This is a genomic window from Pseudomonas sp. WPR_5_2 (genome assembly GCF_003634475.1).
In the GTDB taxonomy this organism is placed as follows: Bacteria; Pseudomonadota; Gammaproteobacteria; order Pseudomonadales; family Pseudomonadaceae; genus Aquipseudomonas; species Aquipseudomonas izuensis.
Map to the genome: position 1 here is coordinate 344,920 of NZ_RBLA01000004.1, position 18,164 is coordinate 363,083.

Genomic DNA, 18,164 nt, shown 5'->3' on the forward strand with positions numbered 1-18,164 from the left:
AACACAAATTCTGTGAACAACTCGAATCACTGTGGGAGCGGGCTTGCCCGCGATGGCGGCCTGACAGGCGCTTAGGTTAGAGAACCTGCCGCAAGAAGGCCTGCGCCCGCGGATCCTTTGGCGCCTCAAAGAACTCCGCCGGCGAAGCATCTTCCAGCAACTTGCCGTGATCGAAGAACAGCACCCGATCCGCCACTTCCCGCGCAAAGCCCATTTCATGGGTCACGCAGACCATGGTCATGCCTTCCACGGCCAGGTTTTTCATGACGTCCAGCACCTCGCCGACCATTTCCGGGTCGAGTGCCGAGGTCGGTTCGTCGAACAGCATGACTTTCGGCTCCATCGCCAGCGCCCGGGCAATCGCCACGCGCTGTTGCTGGCCACCAGACAGGCGCGACGGAAACTCGTGGGCCTTCTGCGCAATCCCGACTTTTTCCAATAGCGCCATGGCCTTGGCTTCACGCTCTTTCTTGCCGCGCTTGCGCACGACTTTCTGCGCCAGGCACAGGTTTTCCAGCACGGTCATGTGCGGGAACAGGTTGAAATGCTGGAACACCATGCCGACTTCGCGGCGATAGGCGTTCACGTCGGTTTTCGGGTCGGCCAGTTGCAGGCCGTCGATGCTCACCGAGCCGGAGTCGAATTCTTCCAGGCCATTGAGGCAGCGCAGGAAGGTCGACTTACCGGAGCCGGACGGGCCGATCACCACCAGCACTTCACCCTTGGCGACGTTAGTGGAAACGTTATCCACCGCGCGGACCACCTGGCCACGGGTATCGAAGACTTTTACCAGATCGCGGACTTCAATCACTTTGCGCGAGCCTCCGCTCAAGCCGGCCGGCGATTTTCGACAGCGGCAGGTTGATCAACAAATACAGACCGGCAACGCAGAACAGGATTTCGAACGGCGAAAACGAGGTGGTGATGACTTCACGACCGCTTTTTAGCAATTCGGTAATCGCAATGACCGACACCAGCGACGTGTCTTTCACCAGGCTGATGAACTGACCGGCCAGCGGCGGCAGCACGCGTTTGAACGCTTGCGGCAGGACCACGTGACGCATCGACTGGCCAGCGCTCAAGCCCAGGGAGCGCGCCGCTTCGTTCTGGCCACGGGCAATCGACTGCACGCCGGAACGAATGATTTCCGCCACGTAGGCGCCGGTGAACAGCGACAGCGCGGCGACCCCGGCGAACTCCCGGGACAGGTTCATCACCGTACCGATGAAGAAGTAGAAAATGAAGATCTGCACCAGCAGCGGCGTGCCGCGCACCAGTTCGACGTAAATGGTCGAGAGGTCGCGCAAGGTCGGGTTGTTCGACAGCCGGCACAGGCCTGTCGCGAGGCCGATCAGCAACCCGAGAACGCCAGATACCACGGACAGCCACAAGGTGGTCCAGAGCCCCCACATCAGCGGTCCGGCGGCCCAGTGACGGGTCACGCCGACGACATCGCCTTCGGCCACATCATCGCCCTGGGCGACTTGCAGGCTGTTTTCGTCGACGCTCAAGTGTTGCTCATCACCGGCGTCGTTGCGCAGGGTGACTTCAGCCTTGTCGCCCTTGCGCACCAGTTCGCTGACGGTGGAGATGTCAGCGGCGCGCTGGGTCTCTTCGGCATGGTAGGCGAAGTACTGCGGCACACGATTCCAGCGCCATTCGTAGGACATCAGCGAGGTGGCGTAATACAACGCGCCGGCCAGGCCGATCAGCACCAGCACGGTCAGCACGTGCCAGGGCCATTGGGCTTTTTTCTGTTTCATTTGCTCTGAGGATTCCGAATTCTGTGTCGCGAAGGAGGCCGTCTTCGCGAGCAGGCTCGCTCCCACAGGAGATAAGCGGTCAACTGTGGGAGCGAGCCTGCTCGCGAATGGGGCGGCGCGGTCTATCTGACCGGGCCTTATTCCATGTCCTTGAGCCACTCGGAGCTCTTGAACCACTTGTCATGGATGCGATCGTAGGTGCCGTCTTCGTGGATCTGGTGCAGGAAGTTGTTGATGAAGTTGATGCTGTCGTAGTCACCCTTCTTCAAACCGAAGGCCAGCGGCTCGTAGGTGAACGGCTTGTCGAGGAATACCAGTTTGCCGTTGCCGACCTTATTCAGCGCCACGACGTTGTAGGGCGCGTCGTAGATGAAGGCGTCAGCCTTGCCGTTGACCACGTCGAGCACCGCTTCCTGCTCATTGTCGTAGCCATGGTACTTGGCTTTGGAGATCAACTTTTTGGCGACCATTTCGCCAGTGGTGCCGAGCTTGGAGGTGATGCGGTAGTCAGCGGTGTTCAGGTCTTTATAGGACTTGATGGTGCCTTCCAGGTCCTTGCGGATCAGCAGGGTCTGGCCGACCACGATGAAGGGTTCGCTGAAGTTCAGGCGCAGGTTGCGCTCCTGGGTCAGGGTCATGCCGCTGCCGATCATGTCGAACTTGTCGGTCAGCAACGCCGGGATGATGCCGTCGTAACCGGTGGACACCAGCTCCAGCTTGACGCCCATGGCCTTGGTCATGGCTTTGAGGATGTCGACTTCGAAACCGATGATCTCGCCGCGCTTGTTGGTCATTTCGAACGGCATGTAGGTCGGATCCATGCCGACCTTCAACGTGCCGCGCTTGACCGCGTCATCGATGGCACCGGCCTGCACCGCACCGACTGCAACCAATGCCGTGACGCCGACCAGCAGCATCGACAGATACTTCTTCATCTTCAAGTCCCCAAAACCATTGCGTTGTGAGGCGCGCAAAAATGGCGGCTCCCCAGGAGGAAACGCACCAATACGGACAAAAATTATCCGGGCACACCAATTCGGGGACGGATCCTAAACTACTCGCCCGTTTGCACAAGGGTTTGGGAACGATCAGGCAAAAAAAAGCCCCGCTGGCTAGCGGGGCTCTTCATCAGGCCAGTTGCGCCTGGACGCTCAACGGTTTGAGCGGCAGCAGCGGTGCATGGGGGTCGGCCTTGACCGACTTGCGCCATGCGCCCAGCCACTCGGCGTGGCCTTCGCTCCAGACCTGCTCATGCAGGCGGGCCAAGGCGACCGGGTCACTCAGCAGTTGCACGCGCTCGTTGTTGCTCAAGCCTTCCGGTCCGACTTTCATCGCGTGCCGTACCCGCTCGACCCGCAGCCATTCGATCGGCTCGGCCTGACGGTGACGGGAGGTCGCCAGCGAGCATGCCAGGGCATTCTGCTGTGGATCGACCACCGAACGGACGAAGCCGTCGTTCAGCGCGTGATAACGGTTTTCGTGGGTGTACTGGTCGGTTGCCAGCAACGCCTGTGGCGGATTGTATTCCTCGGGAATCAGGAACAGGCTCTCGTCACGGGACTTGAGGCCCAGGCCGACGCGGCTGGAAATCACCGACACCGGAATCGACAGCATCAACGAACCGACGATCGGCACCAGCCACCACAGGAAGCTCGGATTCAGCCAGATCACCAGCAAGGCCCAGAAGAAGCCCAGCACGGTTTGCGGACCATGGCGCTTGACCGCCTCGCTCCATGGCGTGGAGTCGTCGTCACGCTGCGGCGAATTCCAGGTCGCCGCCCAGCCGAGGAACGCGGCGAGCACGAAACGGGTGTGGAAAATCATCCGCACCGGCGCCAGCAGCATGGAGAACAACATCTCCAGCAGCATCGACAACGTCACCTTGAACTTGCCACCGAACTCTTTCGCGCCCTTGGCCCAGATCAGGATGATGCTCAACAGCTTAGGCAGGAACAGCAGCACGATAGTGGTCGAGAACAGCGCAATCGCCTTGTCCGGATGCCATTGTGGCCACAGCGGATAGAGCTGGCGCGGCTCGAGGAAGTATTGCGGCTCCATCAAGGTGTTGACCGCCAGCAGCGCCGTCGACAGCACGAGGAAGAAGAACCACAGCGGCGCCGACAGGTAGGACATCACGCCGGTCAGGAATACCGCGCGGTGCACCGGGTGCATGCCCTTGACCAGGAACAGGCGGAAGTTCATCAGGTTACCGTGGCACCAGCGACGGTCACGCTTGAGTTCGTCCAGCAGGTTCGGCGGCAGTTCTTCATAACTGCCCGGCAAGTCGTAGGCAATCCACACGCCCCAACCGGCACGACGCATCAATGCGGCTTCAACGAAGTCGTGGGACAGGATCGCTCCGGCGAACGCGCCTTTACCGGGCAACGGCGCCAGGGCGCAGTGCTCGATGAACGGCTTCATGCGGATGATTGCGTTGTGGCCCCAGTAGTGCGATTCGCCCAACTGCCAGAAGTGCAGGCCGGCGGTGAACAGCGGACCGTATACACGGGTCGCAAACTGCTGCATGCGCGCATACAGGGTGTCCATGCCCGACGCACGTGGCGCGGTCTGGATGATCCCGGCGTCCGGCGTGGCTTCCATCAGGCGCACCAGGCTGGTCAGGCACTCGCCGCTCATCACGGAGTCGGCGTCGAGTACGACCATGTACTTGTAGTCACCGCCCCAGCGACGGCAGAAGTCGTCGAGGTTGCCGCTCTTGCGTTTTACGCGACGGCGGCGGCGGCGATAGAAGATCTTGCCGAAGCCACCGGCTTCGCGGCAGACATCCAGCCAGGCCTGCTGCTCGGCGACACAGATATCGGCATCGTTACTGTCGCTGAGGACGAAGAAGTCGAAACGGTCCAGGTCTCCCGTGGCCGCAACAGACTCGAACGTCGCGCGCAGACCGGCGAATACCCGAGGCACGTCTTCGTTGCAGATCGGCATCACCAGTGCGGTGCGCGCGTCTTTCGGAATCGGCTCGTTGCCGGCGCTGGCACCGGAAATGCGGTATTTGTCGTGACCGGTGAGCAACTCGAGGAAGCCCATCAGCGCGGTCCAGAAACCGGCCGAAACCCAGCAGAACAGAATCCCGAACAGAATCAGGATGCTGGTCTGCAGTGCATACGGCAGCACTTGGGTGGCGGTTTGCAGCAGCGGCTGATGCAGGACTTCTTCGAGGTCGACGAACGACCAGCCCTGGTACGGCATGATGCCTTTCATGTACCAGCCGGCGACGATGGTCTGGCCGAGCATCAGCACCAGCAGAATGTAGCGTCGGATCGAACCAACGGTACGCCAGCGCGCCGCCGGCAGCACGTTCTCGTCTTTCGGCGGCTGCGGCGGATTGGTGCGACCGGTCAGACGCCGCCAGCCACGCACCAGGATGTTGGTGCGCCACGGTTCAGGCACGACTTTGGTCCGACGAATCGGTGGGGTCGCCTTCAGGCAGACCCGACCGCTGGCGTCGAGCACCAGCATTTCGGCGTCCTGCAGTTCTTCGGCGGTGCTCAGGGTCAGGCGCTTGCCGACCGAAGCCTGGGCGGCTTCGGTCGGTGCGTCGAACGCCTTCGACGACAGACGCTCATGCAATTCGCTGAAGGACTTGCAGCCCGCGAGTTCCGCGCGCTGCTGGTCGGTCATCGGCAGATGTGCCAGATACTCGGAAAGCGTCTCTGGCTGTACTTGAGAATTACTCATCGGCAGGCAACTGATAGCTCCAGGTCTCGGTCAGGACTTCTTCAGTCGGTGCCGATTCTGGTGTGGCTGGGGCGGCGTTGGCAGCGGCAGGCTGCTTGGCGTCGTTGTTCGCCTTGTCCTTGGCATCTGCGACTGGCTTGGCTTCAGCCTGCTTGGCTTCAGCGGCTTTCGCTTCCTTGTCCGCTTTCTCGGCTTGCTTGGCGGCAACCTTGTCAGCCTTGGCAACGGAAGAAGTGGACGCCGGGATCGAAGTCTTGGCCAGATCGGCAGGCACGATGTTCTGCACCAGTGCAGCACGCATCTCGGTGGACTTGCTCGCGTCCTTGATCTTCATGCGCAGGGTCAGGCGCCAGCCCTTGGTTTCAGGGTTGTAGCGCACGCTGTTCTCGACCAGTTCGGCGTTTTCGCCGACGCTGACCTGACTGCGCACGTCCGCTTCCGGTGGCAGTGCCGCCAGGGATGGGCCTTCAAAATCCACCAGATAGGCGACGCTTCCGTCCGGCTGACGAATCAGGTTGGACTGTTTGACGTCACCGGTGGATTTCAGGGTCTGACTGACCCAGGCGCTGTCCGGCGCGTGCAGCGCCGCCTCGTCCATGGTCCAGTGCATGCGATAGGCGAAGTCCAGCGGCTGGCCCGGCTCCGGCATCTTTTCCGGGCTCCAGAAAGCCACGATATTGTCGTTGGTTTCGTCGGCGGTCGGAATCTCGACCAGATCGACGGTGCCCTTGCCCCAGTCGCCTTTCGGTTCGATCCAGGCGCTTGGACGCTTGTCGTAGCGGTCGTCGAGGTCTTCGTAGTGGCTGAAGTCGCGGCCACGCTGCAGCAAGCCGAAGCCACGCGGGTTCTCGACCGAGAAGTTGCTCACCGCCAGGTGTTTCGGGTTGTTCAGCGGACGCCAGATCCACTCGCCGTTGCCGGCATGGATCGCCAGGCCGCTGGAATCGTGCAGCTCACGACGGTAGTTGAGGACTTTCGACGGCTGGTTGGCGCCGAACAGGTACATGCTGGTCAGTGGCGCGATGCCCAGTTTGCCGACCTTGTCACGCAGGAACATCTGCGCCTTGACGTCGACAATGGTATCGCTGCCCGGACGCAGAGTCAGGCGATAGGCACCGGTCGCCCGTGGCGAATCCAGCAGCGCGAAGATCACCAAGTGCTTGTCGCCCGGTTTCGGCTGTTGAATCCAGAACTCGCGAAAACGCGGGAATTCTTCGCCGGACGGCAAGGCGGTATCGATTGCCATGCCGCGAGCGGACAAGCCGTAGACATGGCCCTTGCCGACAACGCGGAAGTAGCTCGCGCCGAGCATGGTCATGATTTCGTCTTGCTTGTCGGCCTTGTTGACCGGGTACAGCACGCGGAATCCGGCGTAGCCCAGTTGCTCAGTGGCCTTGGGGTCGAACTTGACGTCGCCGAAATCGAAACGACTCGGGTCGTATTTGATCTCTTCGACGGTGTTCGCGGTGATTTCGTTGATTTTCACCGGCGTATCGAAGTGCATGCCCTGGTGATAGAACGACAGCTTGAATGGGGTCTTCTGGTCCGCCCATTCGGCTTTTTCCGTCAGGAAACGAATTTTCTGATAGTCGGCGAATTTCATTTCGCGGAATTCAGTCGGCAGGTTACTGCGCGGCGCTTCGTACTTCTGACCGGCCAGCTCTTTTGCCTTGGCCGATACATCATCCAGATTGAATGCCCAAAGCTGGCCGGCGCTGAGCAGGCAGAGCAGTGCCGAACCCGCTACAAGAGCGCTACGTAACCGTTTGGCAGACAATTTTGGTGCGTTACAGGGACTAACAATCACGAGCAACCCTCGCCGAAAACAGATCAAAAAACCAACGGCCAGTTGAAGGGTCTGTACGGTATCCGGTACGAAAAAACCGGCCTTGCAGACCACTCTTGCCAAGTTGGCGAGCATTGTTCCGACTCCGATGGGGCTAAATGATTCCCCAAACGGTCCAGGACAAGTCTCTACCTAAGTCAAAATGGACCAACGAACGCTGATCCCCGTAGCGCGCGATTATCTAGTAGGCCGCGTTACAACGCATCAGGGGTAACAAAGTATTTATCGGGAAAAACGCCTGTTTTCAGTCGAAAAGCGCTTAAAAAGATGTTTCAAGCGCTTTCAGGTCTGTAACAGGAAGGTTACCGGGCCATCATTGACCAGGTGCACCTGCATATCCGCGCCGAATCTACCTGATGCCACAGTGCCATGCACCTGTTTCGCTTTGCCTAATAGATAGTCGAAAAGCTCTTCGCCCAGGGCCGGAGGGGCCGCGGTCGAGAAACTCGGGCGCAACCCGCTCTTGGTGTCGGCGGCCAGGGTGAACTGCGAGACCAGCAGCAACCCGCCGCCCACATCCGCCAGGGACAAATTCATCTTGCCCTCAGCGTCGCTGAACACTCGATAGTTAAGCAGCTTATTGAGAAGTTTGTCGGCGCTGGCACGAGTGTCCTCGGGCTCGACGGCAACCAGCACCAGCAACCCCTGGTCGACCGCGCCAACGACCTCCCCCGCTACCTCGACTCGCGCGCCACGCACCCGTTGCAGCAGGCCCTTCATGCTTCTTCGGGGGCCAGGTCGAGCAGACGTCGTGCCATCCGATCGGCAGCACGCACCAACGCATCGGTAATCCCTGGTTCGGCGGCGGCATGACCCGCGTCACGGATTATTTGCAGTTCGCTGTTCGGCCAGGCCTGGTGCAGTTCCCAGGCGTTATCCAGCGGGCAGATCACGTCATAGCGACCATGGATGATCACGCCGGGCAAATGGGCGATTTTGCCCATGTCGCGGATCAACTGGTCAGGTTCAAGGAAGGCGTTGTTGGTGAAGTAGTGGCATTCGATGCGAGCGATGGACAGCGCGCGCTGAGGCTCGGAGAAACGATCGACCACCAGCGGGTTCGGACGCAGGGTTGCGGTCCGGCCTTCCCAGGTGGACCAGGCCTTGGCCGCGTGCATCTGGGCGATCTGATCGTTGCCGGTCAGGCGTTTGTGGAATGCGCTGAGCAAATCGCCACGCTCGTCCTGCGGGATCGGCGCGATGTAGTCCTGCCAGTAATCGGGAAACAGACGGCTGGCACCGGCCTGGTAGAACCACTCGATTTCCTGCGGGCGGCAGAGAAATATGCCACGCAGGATCAGACCGTGCACACGTTCGGGGTGGGTTTGCGCGTAGGCGAGCGCCAGGGTCGAGCCCCAGGAGCCACCGAACAACACCCACTTGTCGATGCCCAGGTGCTCACGGATTCGCTCGAGGTCGGCGACCAGATCCCAGGTGGTGTTGTTTTCCAGGCTGGCGTGGGGGGTGGAGCGACCGCAACCACGCTGGTCGAAGGTCACGATGCGGTACAGATTTGGATCGAAATAGCAGCGACTCGCCGCATCGCACCCGGCGCCGGGACCGCCGTGAATGAACACCACCGGCAATCCTTCCGGTGAACCGCTTTCGTCGACATACAGCGTGTGGGTCTCGTCGACGGCCAGATCGTGCCGGGCGTGGGGTTTGATCTGCGGGTACAAAGTCTGCATTGCGCGCTCCGTAAGGGGTCGAGGTCATCCCTGGGGGGACTTCTATTATTCTGCCGTCCGGCATCATAAACCCGAATTACGCGAATGAGCATGCCCTTGCAGAGTCAGAGTTTTGCCGCCAGTTTTTCAGCCAGATAGCCGAGCAGGGTTTCATACAGTGCATCGACCTCGACAGCCTGCCCCCGCGCCCGTAAACAACCGTGAACCAAGCCTTCGCCGTAATACAGTGTCGATGCCACGCCAGCGGCGTTGAGTCGCTCGGCATACTGCACGCCGTCATCGCACAGCGGGTCGAACTGCGCCACGGCAATCCATGCCGGCGGCAATCCGCGGAAATTCCCGGCCAGCAACGGCATCGCATAAGCGCCCGGTTTTGCCGTCGCGCGCAAATACAACGCCTGATAACAGTCCAGGTCACTGCTGCTGAGCAACGGGGCGTCAGCGCATTCGCTGCGCGACGGTAACCGGTGATCCCCACCAAGCCCCGGATAAATCAGAACCTGCGCGCCAGGCACCGGCTCACCGGCATCGCGCAGCACCAGACATAAGGCGGCGGCAAGATTGCCGCCGGCGCTGTCACCGACCACCAGCGTGCGCTCAGGGTCCAACCGAAACGGTCCGGTGCGCAATGCCCTCCAGACAGTCAGGCAGTCATCGAGCGCGGCCGGAAACGGATGCTCCGGCGCCAGGCGGTAATCGACCGCGATCACCAACACTCCGAGTGTCGAAGCCAGTTCGGCGCAAATGAAGTCGTGCGAGTCCAGGTTTCCCACCACCCAACCACCGCCGTGCATATAAACGATGCACGGCACACCTGTGGCAGAGGGCAAAACCGGTGGCTGGTACGAGCGAACGGGGACCCCCGCCAACTCGAAATCGACCACGTACAGCCCCACGGGACGTGGCGGGGTAAATGCCCGGCACATCTCGCTGTAAGCCTGGCGCAATCCGTCCAGGCTGCTTTCGGTGCTGTTGAAGCTGACGGTTTTCTCGACAAAAGCCTGCATCTGTACAGACAGAGGGTAAGGAGCCATGAGCCTGGTGCCCGTTTAGGGAAGATATATTGGGCCTAACCCTGTGGGAGCGAGCCTGCTCGCGAAAAGGGCGTATCAGCCAACATTGATATTGCCTGACACACCGTCTTTGCGAGCAGGCTCGCTCCCACAGGTATTGCGGTTGCCATCAGTTTTTCAGACTGGCCTGAACCGTGGCCACGCCATCCTTGCCATCAACGCTGCTCACGCCCGCCAGCCAGCGTTGCAAGTCCTGCGGATGCTCGCGCAGCCATTTCCTGGCGACATCCTGAGGCGTCTGGCGCTCCATGATCGGCACCATCAACTGGCTTTCCTGGGCGGCGGTGAACGTCAGGTTTTCCAGCAGGCGATAAACGTTCGGGCAACGTTCGGCGTAATCGGGCGCGGTCACGGAGGAAACGGTTGCCGCCCCTTCGTTCGGCCCGTAGACGTCTTCACTGCCGGTCAGGTAGGCGATGTTCATGTTGATGTTCATCGGGTGCGGGGTCCAGCCGACGAACACCACGAACTCCTTGCGGTTCACGGCCCGTTGCACCGCCGCCAGCATGCCGGCCTCGCCGGACTCGATCAGCTTGAAGTCCTTCAGGCCGAAGTGATTGGTTTCGATCATGGTCTTGATCGTGGTGTTGGCGCCGCTGCCCGGTTCGATGCCGTAGATCTTGCCGCCGAGCTGATCCTTGAATCTGGCGATGTCGGCGAAGGTTTTCAGGCCGGCAGCCGCCACGTAATCAGGCACCGCCAGGGTCGCCTGGGCATCGGCCAGGCTTGGCTGGTCCATGACCTTGACCTGATTGGCCGCCAGGAACGGTGCGATGTTCTTGTCCATCGCCGGTTTCCAGTAACCGAGGAAGATGTCCAGGCGCTTGTCGCGAATGCCGGCGAAAATGATTTGCTGCACGGCGCTGGTTTGCTTGCTTTGGTAACCGAGGCCATTGAGCAGTACGTCGGCCATGCCACTGGTGGCGATCACGTCGGTCCAGTTGACCACGCCCATGCGCACGGTTTTACAGGAGGGGTCGTCAGCGGCCAGGACACTGGTGCTCAGAAGAGCAGAACCGCAGAGGATTGAGAGACAGCGGATGAACAAACCTTTGATGCTTGTCATAGGGAGCATTCTCGTGCGGCAGCGGATTATTGTCGGACCGGTGTCTTTGTGCACCGTGAGCGAAACATTACGCAGCAGACGAGCGGTAAAAGCGACCTGTGGCGACCGTGTTTTGCACGGTGGCGACTGTCAGCACGCACACGAATCTGTGGCGAGACAAAATACCTGTGGGAGCGAGCCTGCTCGCGAAGGCGCAATATCAGCCAACTGAGATGTTGACCGATACATAGCTTTCGCGAGAAGGCTCGCTCCCACAGGGTTATTCGCCAGGTTCTAGCGGTTGTAGTGCTTTTTGCCCCAGGCCAGCAAGCCTTGCAGCAGCTCCTTCAAGACCACCCGCGTCGGCTCCGCCAGATCCGCCCGATAGCGGAACGGCTCGAACTCTTCCATGTACGTGCACTGGCCCAGCTCCAGTTGCACCGCATGAATGTTTTGCGCCGGATTGCCGTAATGACGGGTGATGTGCCCGCCCTTGAAGCGCCCGTTCAGCACATGGCTGTAGTTCGGGTGCCCGGCGCAGATCGCTTCCAGCTGCGAAGCCAGCTGCGGATCGCAACTGGCACCGTTGAAGGTGCCGAGGTTGAAGTCCGGCAGTTTGCCGTCGAACAGGTGCGGGATCAGCGAACGAATCGAATGCGCGTCGAACAGCAGCGCATAGCCGAACTCGGCCTTGAGTCGCGCCAGTTCCTGCTGCAGGGTGCTGTGGTACGGCGTCCAGATCTGCTCCAGATACGTCGCGCGTTCTTCTTTCGAAGGCTCCAGCCCTTCGCGGAACAACGGCACGCCGTCGAACAGCGTCGCCGGATACAGGCCCGTGGTGGCGCCCACGTACAAAGGTTTGTCGTCAGACGGACGGTTCAGGTCAATGACGAACCGCGAATACTCGGCGGCCAGGGTGCTGGCCCCCAGCTCGGCGGCGAAGTCGTAAAGCTGCGGGATGTGCCAGTCGGTATCCGGCAGGCTCTTCGCCTGGGGGATCAATCCGGCTTCGACCGCCGGGGTCAGGCGCACACCGGCGTGGGGCATGCTGATCAGCAGCGGCACGCGGCCTTGTTTGAAGTTCAGAACCTTATCCACAACTGCTCTCCTACAGGCTCGTTTCAACGCCGTGACGCACGACGCGTTTTTCCAGATCACCGCCCAGCCAGTACGACAGGTCGGCCGGACGATCGATTTGCCAGGCGACGAAATCCGCGACCTTGCCTGCCTCGATCGAACCGTGGGTGTCGGCCATGCCCAGCGCCGTAGCCGCATGAATCGTCGCGCCCGCCAGGGCTTCTTCCGGGGTCATGCGGAAACAGGTGCAGGCCATGTTCAGCATCAGGCGCAGCGACAGCCCCGGCGAGGTGCCTGGGTTGAGGTCGCTGGCGATGGCGATTTTCACGCCGTGCTTGCGCAGGGCTTCCATCGGCGGCAATTGGGTTTCACGCAGGAAGTAAAAGGCGCCGGGCAGCAACACGGCGACGGTGCCGGACGCGGCCATGGCAATGGCGTCTTCTTCGGTCATGAATTCCAGATGATCGGCGGACAGCGCATGGTAACGCGCCGCGAGGCTGGAACCGTGCAGGGACGACAACTGCTCGGCGTGCAGCTTCACCGGCAAGCCAAGTTTCTGTGCGGTGATAAACACTCGCTCGACTTGCGCCGGGGAAAACGCCAGGTATTCGCAGAACGCATCAACCGCATCCACCAGCCCCTCGGCGGCCAGGGCCGGAAGCATTTCGGCGCAGATGTGATCGATGTAGTCGTCGGCGCGATCCTTGTATTCCGGCGGCAGGGCATGAGCAGCCAGGCAGGTGCTGCGCACGCTGATCGGCAGTTCCGCGCCGAGGCGACGGGCAACCCGCAGCATCTTGCGTTCGTTGGCCAGGTCGAGACCGTAGCCGGACTTGATTTCGATGCTGGTGACACCGTCACGCATCAGGCTTTTCAGACGCTTGGCGGCGCTGGCGAACAATTCGTCTTCGGTCGCGGAGCGGGTGGCGCGCACGGTACTGGCAATGCCGCCGCCGCTGGCGGCAATTTCGGCGTAGCTGACACCTTGCAGGCGCTGCTCGAACTCACCGCTGCGGTTGCCGCCAAACACTGTGTGGGTGTGGCAGTCGATCAGGCCCGGTGTGACCCAGGCCCCGTTCAAATCATTGACTGCCGGGTATTCGCCGGACGGCAGCTCACTGCGCGGGCCGACCCACTCAATGTGCGCACCGGACGTCACGATGGCCGCATCCTCGATGACCGAGTAGACGCCTTGCGCCATGGTTGCGACGTGACAGTGTTGCCAGAGCGTTTTCATCCGTGGCCTCCGTTAGTTTATCGATGAGAAAAAGAAGGTTCCTGCTCTACCGGCACCGCCTTGCCTGCCGCCGGTTTCACCCACGTCAGGTAGGCCAGCACCAGCAATGCAATCCAGACCACGCCAACGATCAGAGCCGCCTGGGTGTCCGGGAAATAACCCAGCACGCCGAAGATGAACAGCATGAAGGCAATCGCCGCCATCGGCGCATAGGGCCAGAACGGCACCGGGAATTTCAATTGTTTGACCTGCTCGGCACTCATGGAGCGACGCATGGCCACCTGGGTCACCAGAATCATCAGCCAGACCCACACCGTGGCGAAGGTTGCGATGGAGGCGATCAGCAAAAAGACGTTTTCCGGAATCAGGTAGTTGAGCAACACGCCCAGCAGCAGTGCACCGCTCATCACCACGACGGTCAGCCACGGCACGCCGTTGCGCGACAAGCGGGCGAAGCCTTTGGGTGCGTGTCCCTGCTGAGCCAGGCCATACATCATGCGGCCCGCGCCGAAGATGTCACTGTTGATGGCCGACACTGCCGCCGAGATCACCACGATATTGAGGATGGTTGCCGCCGAACTGATCCCCAGATTGTCAAAAATCTGCACGAACGGGCTGCCTTGGCTGCCGATCTGCCGCCACGGGAAGATCGACATCAGCACCAGCATCGTCAGCACGTAGAACAGCAGGATACGCATCGGTACGGCGTTGATCGCCCGGGGGAGCACATGCTGCGGATCCTTGGCTTCACCGGCCGTAACGCCGATGATTTCAATGCCGCCAAAGGCGAACATCACCACCGCAAACGAAGCGATCAAGCCGCCCACGCCATTGGGCATGAAGCCGCCCTGGGACCAGAGGTTGCTGATATCGGTGGCCTGGGCGCCGGGGGCGGTGCTGATGCCAAACAACATGATGCCGAAGCCGCCAAGAATCATCGCCACGATGGCCCCGACCTTGAGCAGCGACAACCAGAACTCCATTTCACCGAAAACCTTGACGTTGCACAGGTTCAAGCCACCCACCACGGAAACGATGCCCAGCACCCAGATCCAGCGGGAGACCTCAGGAAACCAGAAGCCCATGTAAATGCCGAACGCGGTCACATCGGCCATACCGACGATGACCATTTCAAACGCATAGGTCCAGCCGAGGATAAAGCCTGCCATCGGTCCCAGATAAGTGCTGGCGTATTGGCCGAATGAGCCGGCCACCGGGTTATGCACAGCCATCTCGCCGAGGGCGCGCATGACCATGAACACCGCTGCACCGCCGATCAGGTAAGCGAGCAGGACCGCAGGACCGGCCATTTGAATGGCCGAGGCAGAACCGTAAAACAGCCCGGTGCCGATCGCCGACCCCAGTGCCATGAAGCGAATATGTCGGGCAGAAAGCCCGCGTTTGAGCCCTTTTGTTTGCGCTTGCATTGCTCGTCCTTAATTATTCTTATCGACGCGAAATCGATTCGCGAGCAGGCTCGCTCCCACAGGGATTGGATGAATACTGAAGATCCAATGTGGGAGCGAGCCTGCTCGCGAAGGGGCCCTTACAGGCTAGGCAGCAACTTCGCCGTCACCAGCTCATTCAGGCAACGCGAAGCCAACAACTCGCTCGCCGCGTTGATGTCCGGCGCAAAGAAACGGTCTTTCTCATAGAAAGGCACTTCGTTACGCAGGATCGCCCGAGCCTTTTCCAGCTTCGGCGAGGTCTTCAGACCGTCACGCAGATCCAGGCCCTGGGCCGCCGCCAGCCATTCCACCGCGAGAATGCCACGGGTGTTCTCGGCCATTTCCCACAGACGCTTGCCGGCAGCCGGCGCCATGGACACGTGGTCTTCCTGGTTCGCCGACGTTGGCAGACTGTCCACCGAATGCGGATGAGACAGCGCCTTGTTTTCGCTGGCCAGAGCGGCCGCGGTCACCTGGGCGATCATGAAACCGGAGTTCACGCCACCGTTGGCCACCAGGAACGGCGGCAGTTGCGACATGTGCTTGTCCATCATCAGCGAGATGCGACGCTCGCTCAGGGAGCCGATTTCAGCGATGGCCAGCGCCATGTTGTCAGCCGCCATGGCCACGGGTTCAGCGTGGAAGTTGCCGCCGGAAATCACGTCGCCTTCAGCGGCGAATACCAGCGGGTTGTCGGAGACGGCGTTGGCTTCGATGGCCAGCACTTCGGCAGCCTGGCGGAACTGGGTCAGGCAGGCGCCCATGACTTGCGGCTGGCAGCGCAGGGAGTACGGGTCCTGGACCTTTTCGCAGTTCTCGTGGGAGTCGGAGACTTCACTGCGCTCACCCAGCAGATCGCGGTAAGCGGCGGCGGCGTCGATCTGGCCTTTCTGGCCACGAGCAGCGTGGATACGGGCGTCGAACGGCGAGCGCGAACCCAGCACGGCCTCAACGGTCAGGCCACCCAGGGCCAGGGCGCCGGCGAACAGGTCTTCACCTTCGAACAGACCGCGCAGGGCGAAAGCGGTAGACACCTGTGTGCCGTTGAGCAGTGCCAGGCCTTCTTTCGCGGCCAGGGTCAACGGCTTCAGGCCAGCGACTTTCAGCGCTTCGGTGGCTTCCATCCACTCGCCTTTGTAGCGAGCCTTGCCTTCGCCCAGCAGCACCAGCGACATGTGCGCCAAAGGCGCCAGGTCACCGGAAGCACCCACCGAGCCTTTCAGTGGAATGTGCGGGTAAACCTCGGCATTGATCAGGGCGATCAGCGCGTCGATCACTACGCGGCGAATACCGGAGAAACCACGGCTCAGGCTGTTGACCTTGAGCACCATGATCAACCGCACCAGCTCGTCGCTGATCGGCTGGCCGACACCGGCGGCGTGGGACAGCACCAGCGAGCGCTGCAGGTTTTCCAGGTCTTCGCTGGCGATGCGGGTCGAGGCCAGCAGACCGAAACCGGTGTTGATGCCATAAGCAGTGCGGTTTTCGACGAGAATCTGTTCTACGCACGCGACGCTGGCTTCGATCTGGGCCGAGGCACTGTGGTCGAGGGTCAGTTTCACCGGCTGCTGATAGACATCACGCAGTTGGGCAAGGGTCAGTTGGCCGGGAATCAGGTTAAGCGCAGTCATTTCATGCTCCTTTTGAGAGTGTGTTGGTAACTACCAGACGCTCCGGAAATATCCGTTGTCCGTCGCTTCCCTCTTTGTTGAGAGGGCTGGCGCCTTGGCACGCTGGTTTTGTATGGAAATCAGTTCAGATTCGGTAAGGTTTTTTGTAGCAAGGCCGGGTCTTTCAAAACGCCCGCGGCCGCGGCGATGTCCGGTGCCAGCCAGCGATCCTGATCGTAGGCCGGTACACGTTCACGCAGCAGACGCCAGGCGGCATCCGTGCCGGCGCCGAAGCGCTGCTCTTTCAAGAATTCAAACGCCTGGGCCGCCAACAGGTACTCGATAGCGAGGATCTGCGTGCAGTTTTCCAGCGCGCGATGCAGCTTCAACGCGGCGTTGGTGCCCATGCTCAGGTGGTCTTCCTGCAGACCCGAGGTGACGTAGTTATCGAGCACCGCCGGTTGCGCCAACTGGCGGTTTTCCGCACACAACGAAGCGGCGACGTACTGCACGATCATCATCCCGGAGTTCACCCCGGGGTTGGCCACCAGGAACGCCGGCAGACCGCTGACGTGCGGGTTGATCAATCGGTCCAGGCGTCGTTCGGCGATGGAGCCGATTTCCGCCATGGCGATGGCCAGCAGGTCCGCCGCCAGTGCTACCGACTGACCGTGCGGATTGGCCTGGGACATGACGCGGAAATTGTCCGGCGTGCCCAGCAACAGCGGGTTGTCGGTGCAGCCGTTGAGTTCGGTTTCGATCTGCTTGATCGCATGATCGAGTTGATCGCGAGCCGCGCCGTGCACCTGGGGAATCGAACGGATACTCAGCGCATCCTGAGTACGAATGCCTTTGCTCTGCGCGATCACTTCACTGCCATCGAGCAGCGCCCGCAGGTTGATCCCGACCTGTTGCATGCCCGGATGCGGCTTGAGCGCGATGATCTCGGCGTCGAACGCGGCGATCTGGCCACGCTGGGCCTCGAAGCTCATGGCGCTGATCACGTCGGCCCATTGCAGCAGGCGCGTGGCATCGGCAATCGCCAGGCAGCTGAGGCCGGACATGCACGGCGTACCGTTGACCAGGCACAGACCGTCCTTGGCGCCGAGTTGAACCGGTTGCAGGCCTTCTTCGGCCAATGCCTGTTGTGCCGAGACGATCTGCCCGCGATAGCTGACATTGCCGACACCCAGCAGCGCGATGCCGATATGGGCCATGTGGGTCAGGTAACCGACCGAACCCTGGGACGGCACTTGCGGGGTGATGCCGCGGTTAAGCAGCGCCAGCAGGGCTTCGACCACTTGGCGATGAATGCCGGATTTGCCATGGCTGTAATTGCGGATCGCGGCGCACATGATGGCGCGGGTCTGTTCATCGGCCAACACCGGGCCGACGCCGCAGGCGTGACTGAGCAGGGTATTGCGCGACAGTTGGCTAAGTTGTTCGTCTTTGAGCGAGACGTTGGACAAACCGCCCAGGCCGGTGTTGACGCCATAGGCGCGTTCGCCGCTGATGACGATGCGCTGGACAATCGCCTGGGCATTTTCGATGCGTGCCCAGGTCTGCGCCGACAGCTCCAGCTGTGCGCCATGGCGGGCGACCGCAACCACATCCTGCCAACGCAACGGGGCATCGGCGATAACGATTTTTTCAGCCTGGGACATCTTCAACCTCAACG

General features: G+C 61.0%; 13 protein-coding genes and 1 pseudogene. All 14 read right to left on the reverse strand.

What is annotated here, in order from left to right:
* Positions 1 to 76: 76 nt before the first annotated feature.
* On the reverse strand, positions 77 to 811 hold the full coding sequence (locus BJ917_RS17200) for an amino acid ABC transporter ATP-binding protein (protein ID WP_121103921.1): 735 nt from the start codon (positions 809 to 811) through the stop codon (positions 77 to 79).
* Positions 804 to 1,763 (reverse strand): amino acid ABC transporter permease, encoded by a 960-nt coding sequence (locus BJ917_RS17205; protein ID WP_121103922.1) that lies wholly within the window; start codon positions 1,761 to 1,763, stop codon positions 804 to 806. The genes BJ917_RS17200 and BJ917_RS17205 overlap by 8 nt, the downstream gene beginning before the upstream one ends.
* Before the next feature lie 137 nt (positions 1,764 to 1,900).
* Positions 1,901 to 2,698, reverse strand: coding sequence for a transporter substrate-binding domain-containing protein (locus BJ917_RS17210; RefSeq protein ID WP_096513824.1), 798 nt, complete (start codon positions 2,696 to 2,698; stop codon positions 1,901 to 1,903).
* A 119-nt stretch (positions 2,699 to 2,817) separates the two neighbouring features.
* A pseudogene (gene mdoH / locus BJ917_RS17215) lies at positions 2,818 to 5,462 on the reverse strand (glucans biosynthesis glucosyltransferase MdoH).
* Positions 5,455 to 7,269 (reverse strand): glucan biosynthesis protein G, encoded by a 1,815-nt coding sequence (locus BJ917_RS17220; RefSeq protein WP_096515591.1) that lies wholly within the window; start codon positions 7,267 to 7,269, stop codon positions 5,455 to 5,457. The pseudogene mdoH and the gene BJ917_RS17220 overlap by 8 nt, the downstream one beginning before the upstream one ends.
* A gap of 321 nt (positions 7,270 to 7,590) precedes the next feature.
* Positions 7,591 to 8,028, reverse strand: coding sequence for a D-aminoacyl-tRNA deacylase (dtd, locus tag BJ917_RS17225; RefSeq protein WP_034148582.1), 438 nt, complete (start codon positions 8,026 to 8,028; stop codon positions 7,591 to 7,593).
* Complete coding sequence (gene pip, locus BJ917_RS17230) at positions 8,025 to 8,996, reverse strand: prolyl aminopeptidase (protein WP_096513826.1); 972 nt, start codon at positions 8,994 to 8,996, stop codon at positions 8,025 to 8,027. Before pip ends, dtd begins: the two co-directional genes overlap by 4 nt.
* 104 nt (positions 8,997 to 9,100) lie before the next feature.
* On the reverse strand, positions 9,101 to 10,030 hold the full coding sequence (locus tag BJ917_RS17235) for an alpha/beta hydrolase (RefSeq protein WP_121103923.1): 930 nt from the start codon (positions 10,028 to 10,030) through the stop codon (positions 9,101 to 9,103).
* A 148-nt stretch (positions 10,031 to 10,178) separates the two neighbouring features.
* Positions 10,179 to 11,126: a choline ABC transporter substrate-binding protein gene (locus BJ917_RS17240; protein ID WP_096515593.1), complete on the reverse strand. Its 948-nt coding sequence runs from the start codon at positions 11,124 to 11,126 to the stop codon at positions 10,179 to 10,181.
* A 282-nt stretch (positions 11,127 to 11,408) separates the two neighbouring features.
* Positions 11,409 to 12,212 (reverse strand): N-formylglutamate deformylase, encoded by an 804-nt coding sequence (gene hutG / locus BJ917_RS17245; protein WP_121103924.1) that lies wholly within the window; start codon positions 12,210 to 12,212, stop codon positions 11,409 to 11,411.
* Between the two features lie 10 nt (positions 12,213 to 12,222).
* On the reverse strand, positions 12,223 to 13,428 hold the full coding sequence (hutI, locus tag BJ917_RS17250; RefSeq protein WP_096513829.1) for an imidazolonepropionase: 1,206 nt from the start codon (positions 13,426 to 13,428) through the stop codon (positions 12,223 to 12,225).
* A 17-nt stretch (positions 13,429 to 13,445) separates the two neighbouring features.
* Positions 13,446 to 14,855, reverse strand: coding sequence for an amino acid permease (locus tag BJ917_RS17255; protein WP_121103925.1), 1,410 nt, complete (start codon positions 14,853 to 14,855; stop codon positions 13,446 to 13,448).
* Between the two features lie 119 nt (positions 14,856 to 14,974).
* Positions 14,975 to 16,507 carry a histidine ammonia-lyase gene (gene hutH, locus BJ917_RS17260; protein ID WP_096513831.1) on the reverse strand — a complete coding sequence of 511 codons (1,533 nt, stop codon included), beginning with the start codon at positions 16,505 to 16,507 and terminating at the stop codon, positions 14,975 to 14,977.
* 119 nt (positions 16,508 to 16,626) lie between these two features.
* Entirely contained in the window at positions 16,627 to 18,150 is a 1,524-nt protein-coding gene (gene hutH, locus BJ917_RS17265) for a histidine ammonia-lyase (RefSeq protein ID WP_121103926.1), read from the reverse strand.
* Between the last annotated feature and the right edge of the window lie 14 nt (positions 18,151 to 18,164).

Bases quoted from the DNA above. Each gene is read 5' to 3' on its own strand.
- BJ917_RS17205 (WP_121103922.1), bottom strand. From the start codon at position 1,763: ATGAAACAGAAAAAAGCCCAATGGCCCTGGCACGTGCTGACCGTGCTG.
- hutH (WP_096513831.1), bottom strand. From the start codon at position 16,507: ATGACTGCGCTTAACCTGATTCCCGGCCAACTGACCCTTGCCCAACTG.
- BJ917_RS17210 (WP_096513824.1), bottom strand. From the start codon at position 2,698: ATGAAGAAGTATCTGTCGATGCTGCTGGTCGGCGTCACGGCATTGGTT.
- hutI (WP_096513829.1), bottom strand. From the start codon at position 13,428: ATGAAAACGCTCTGGCAACACTGTCACGTCGCAACCATGGCGCAAGGC.
- hutH (WP_121103926.1), bottom strand. From the start codon at position 18,150: ATGTCCCAGGCTGAAAAAATCGTTATCGCCGATGCCCCGTTGCGTTGG.
- BJ917_RS17235 (WP_121103923.1), bottom strand. From the start codon at position 10,030: ATGGCTCCTTACCCTCTGTCTGTACAGATGCAGGCTTTTGTCGAGAAA.
- pip (WP_096513826.1), bottom strand. From the start codon at position 8,996: ATGCAGACTTTGTACCCGCAGATCAAACCCCACGCCCGGCACGATCTG.
- dtd (WP_034148582.1), bottom strand. From the start codon at position 8,028: ATGAAGGGCCTGCTGCAACGGGTGCGTGGCGCGCGAGTCGAGGTAGCG.
- BJ917_RS17255 (WP_121103925.1), bottom strand. From the start codon at position 14,855: ATGCAAGCGCAAACAAAAGGGCTCAAACGCGGGCTTTCTGCCCGACAT.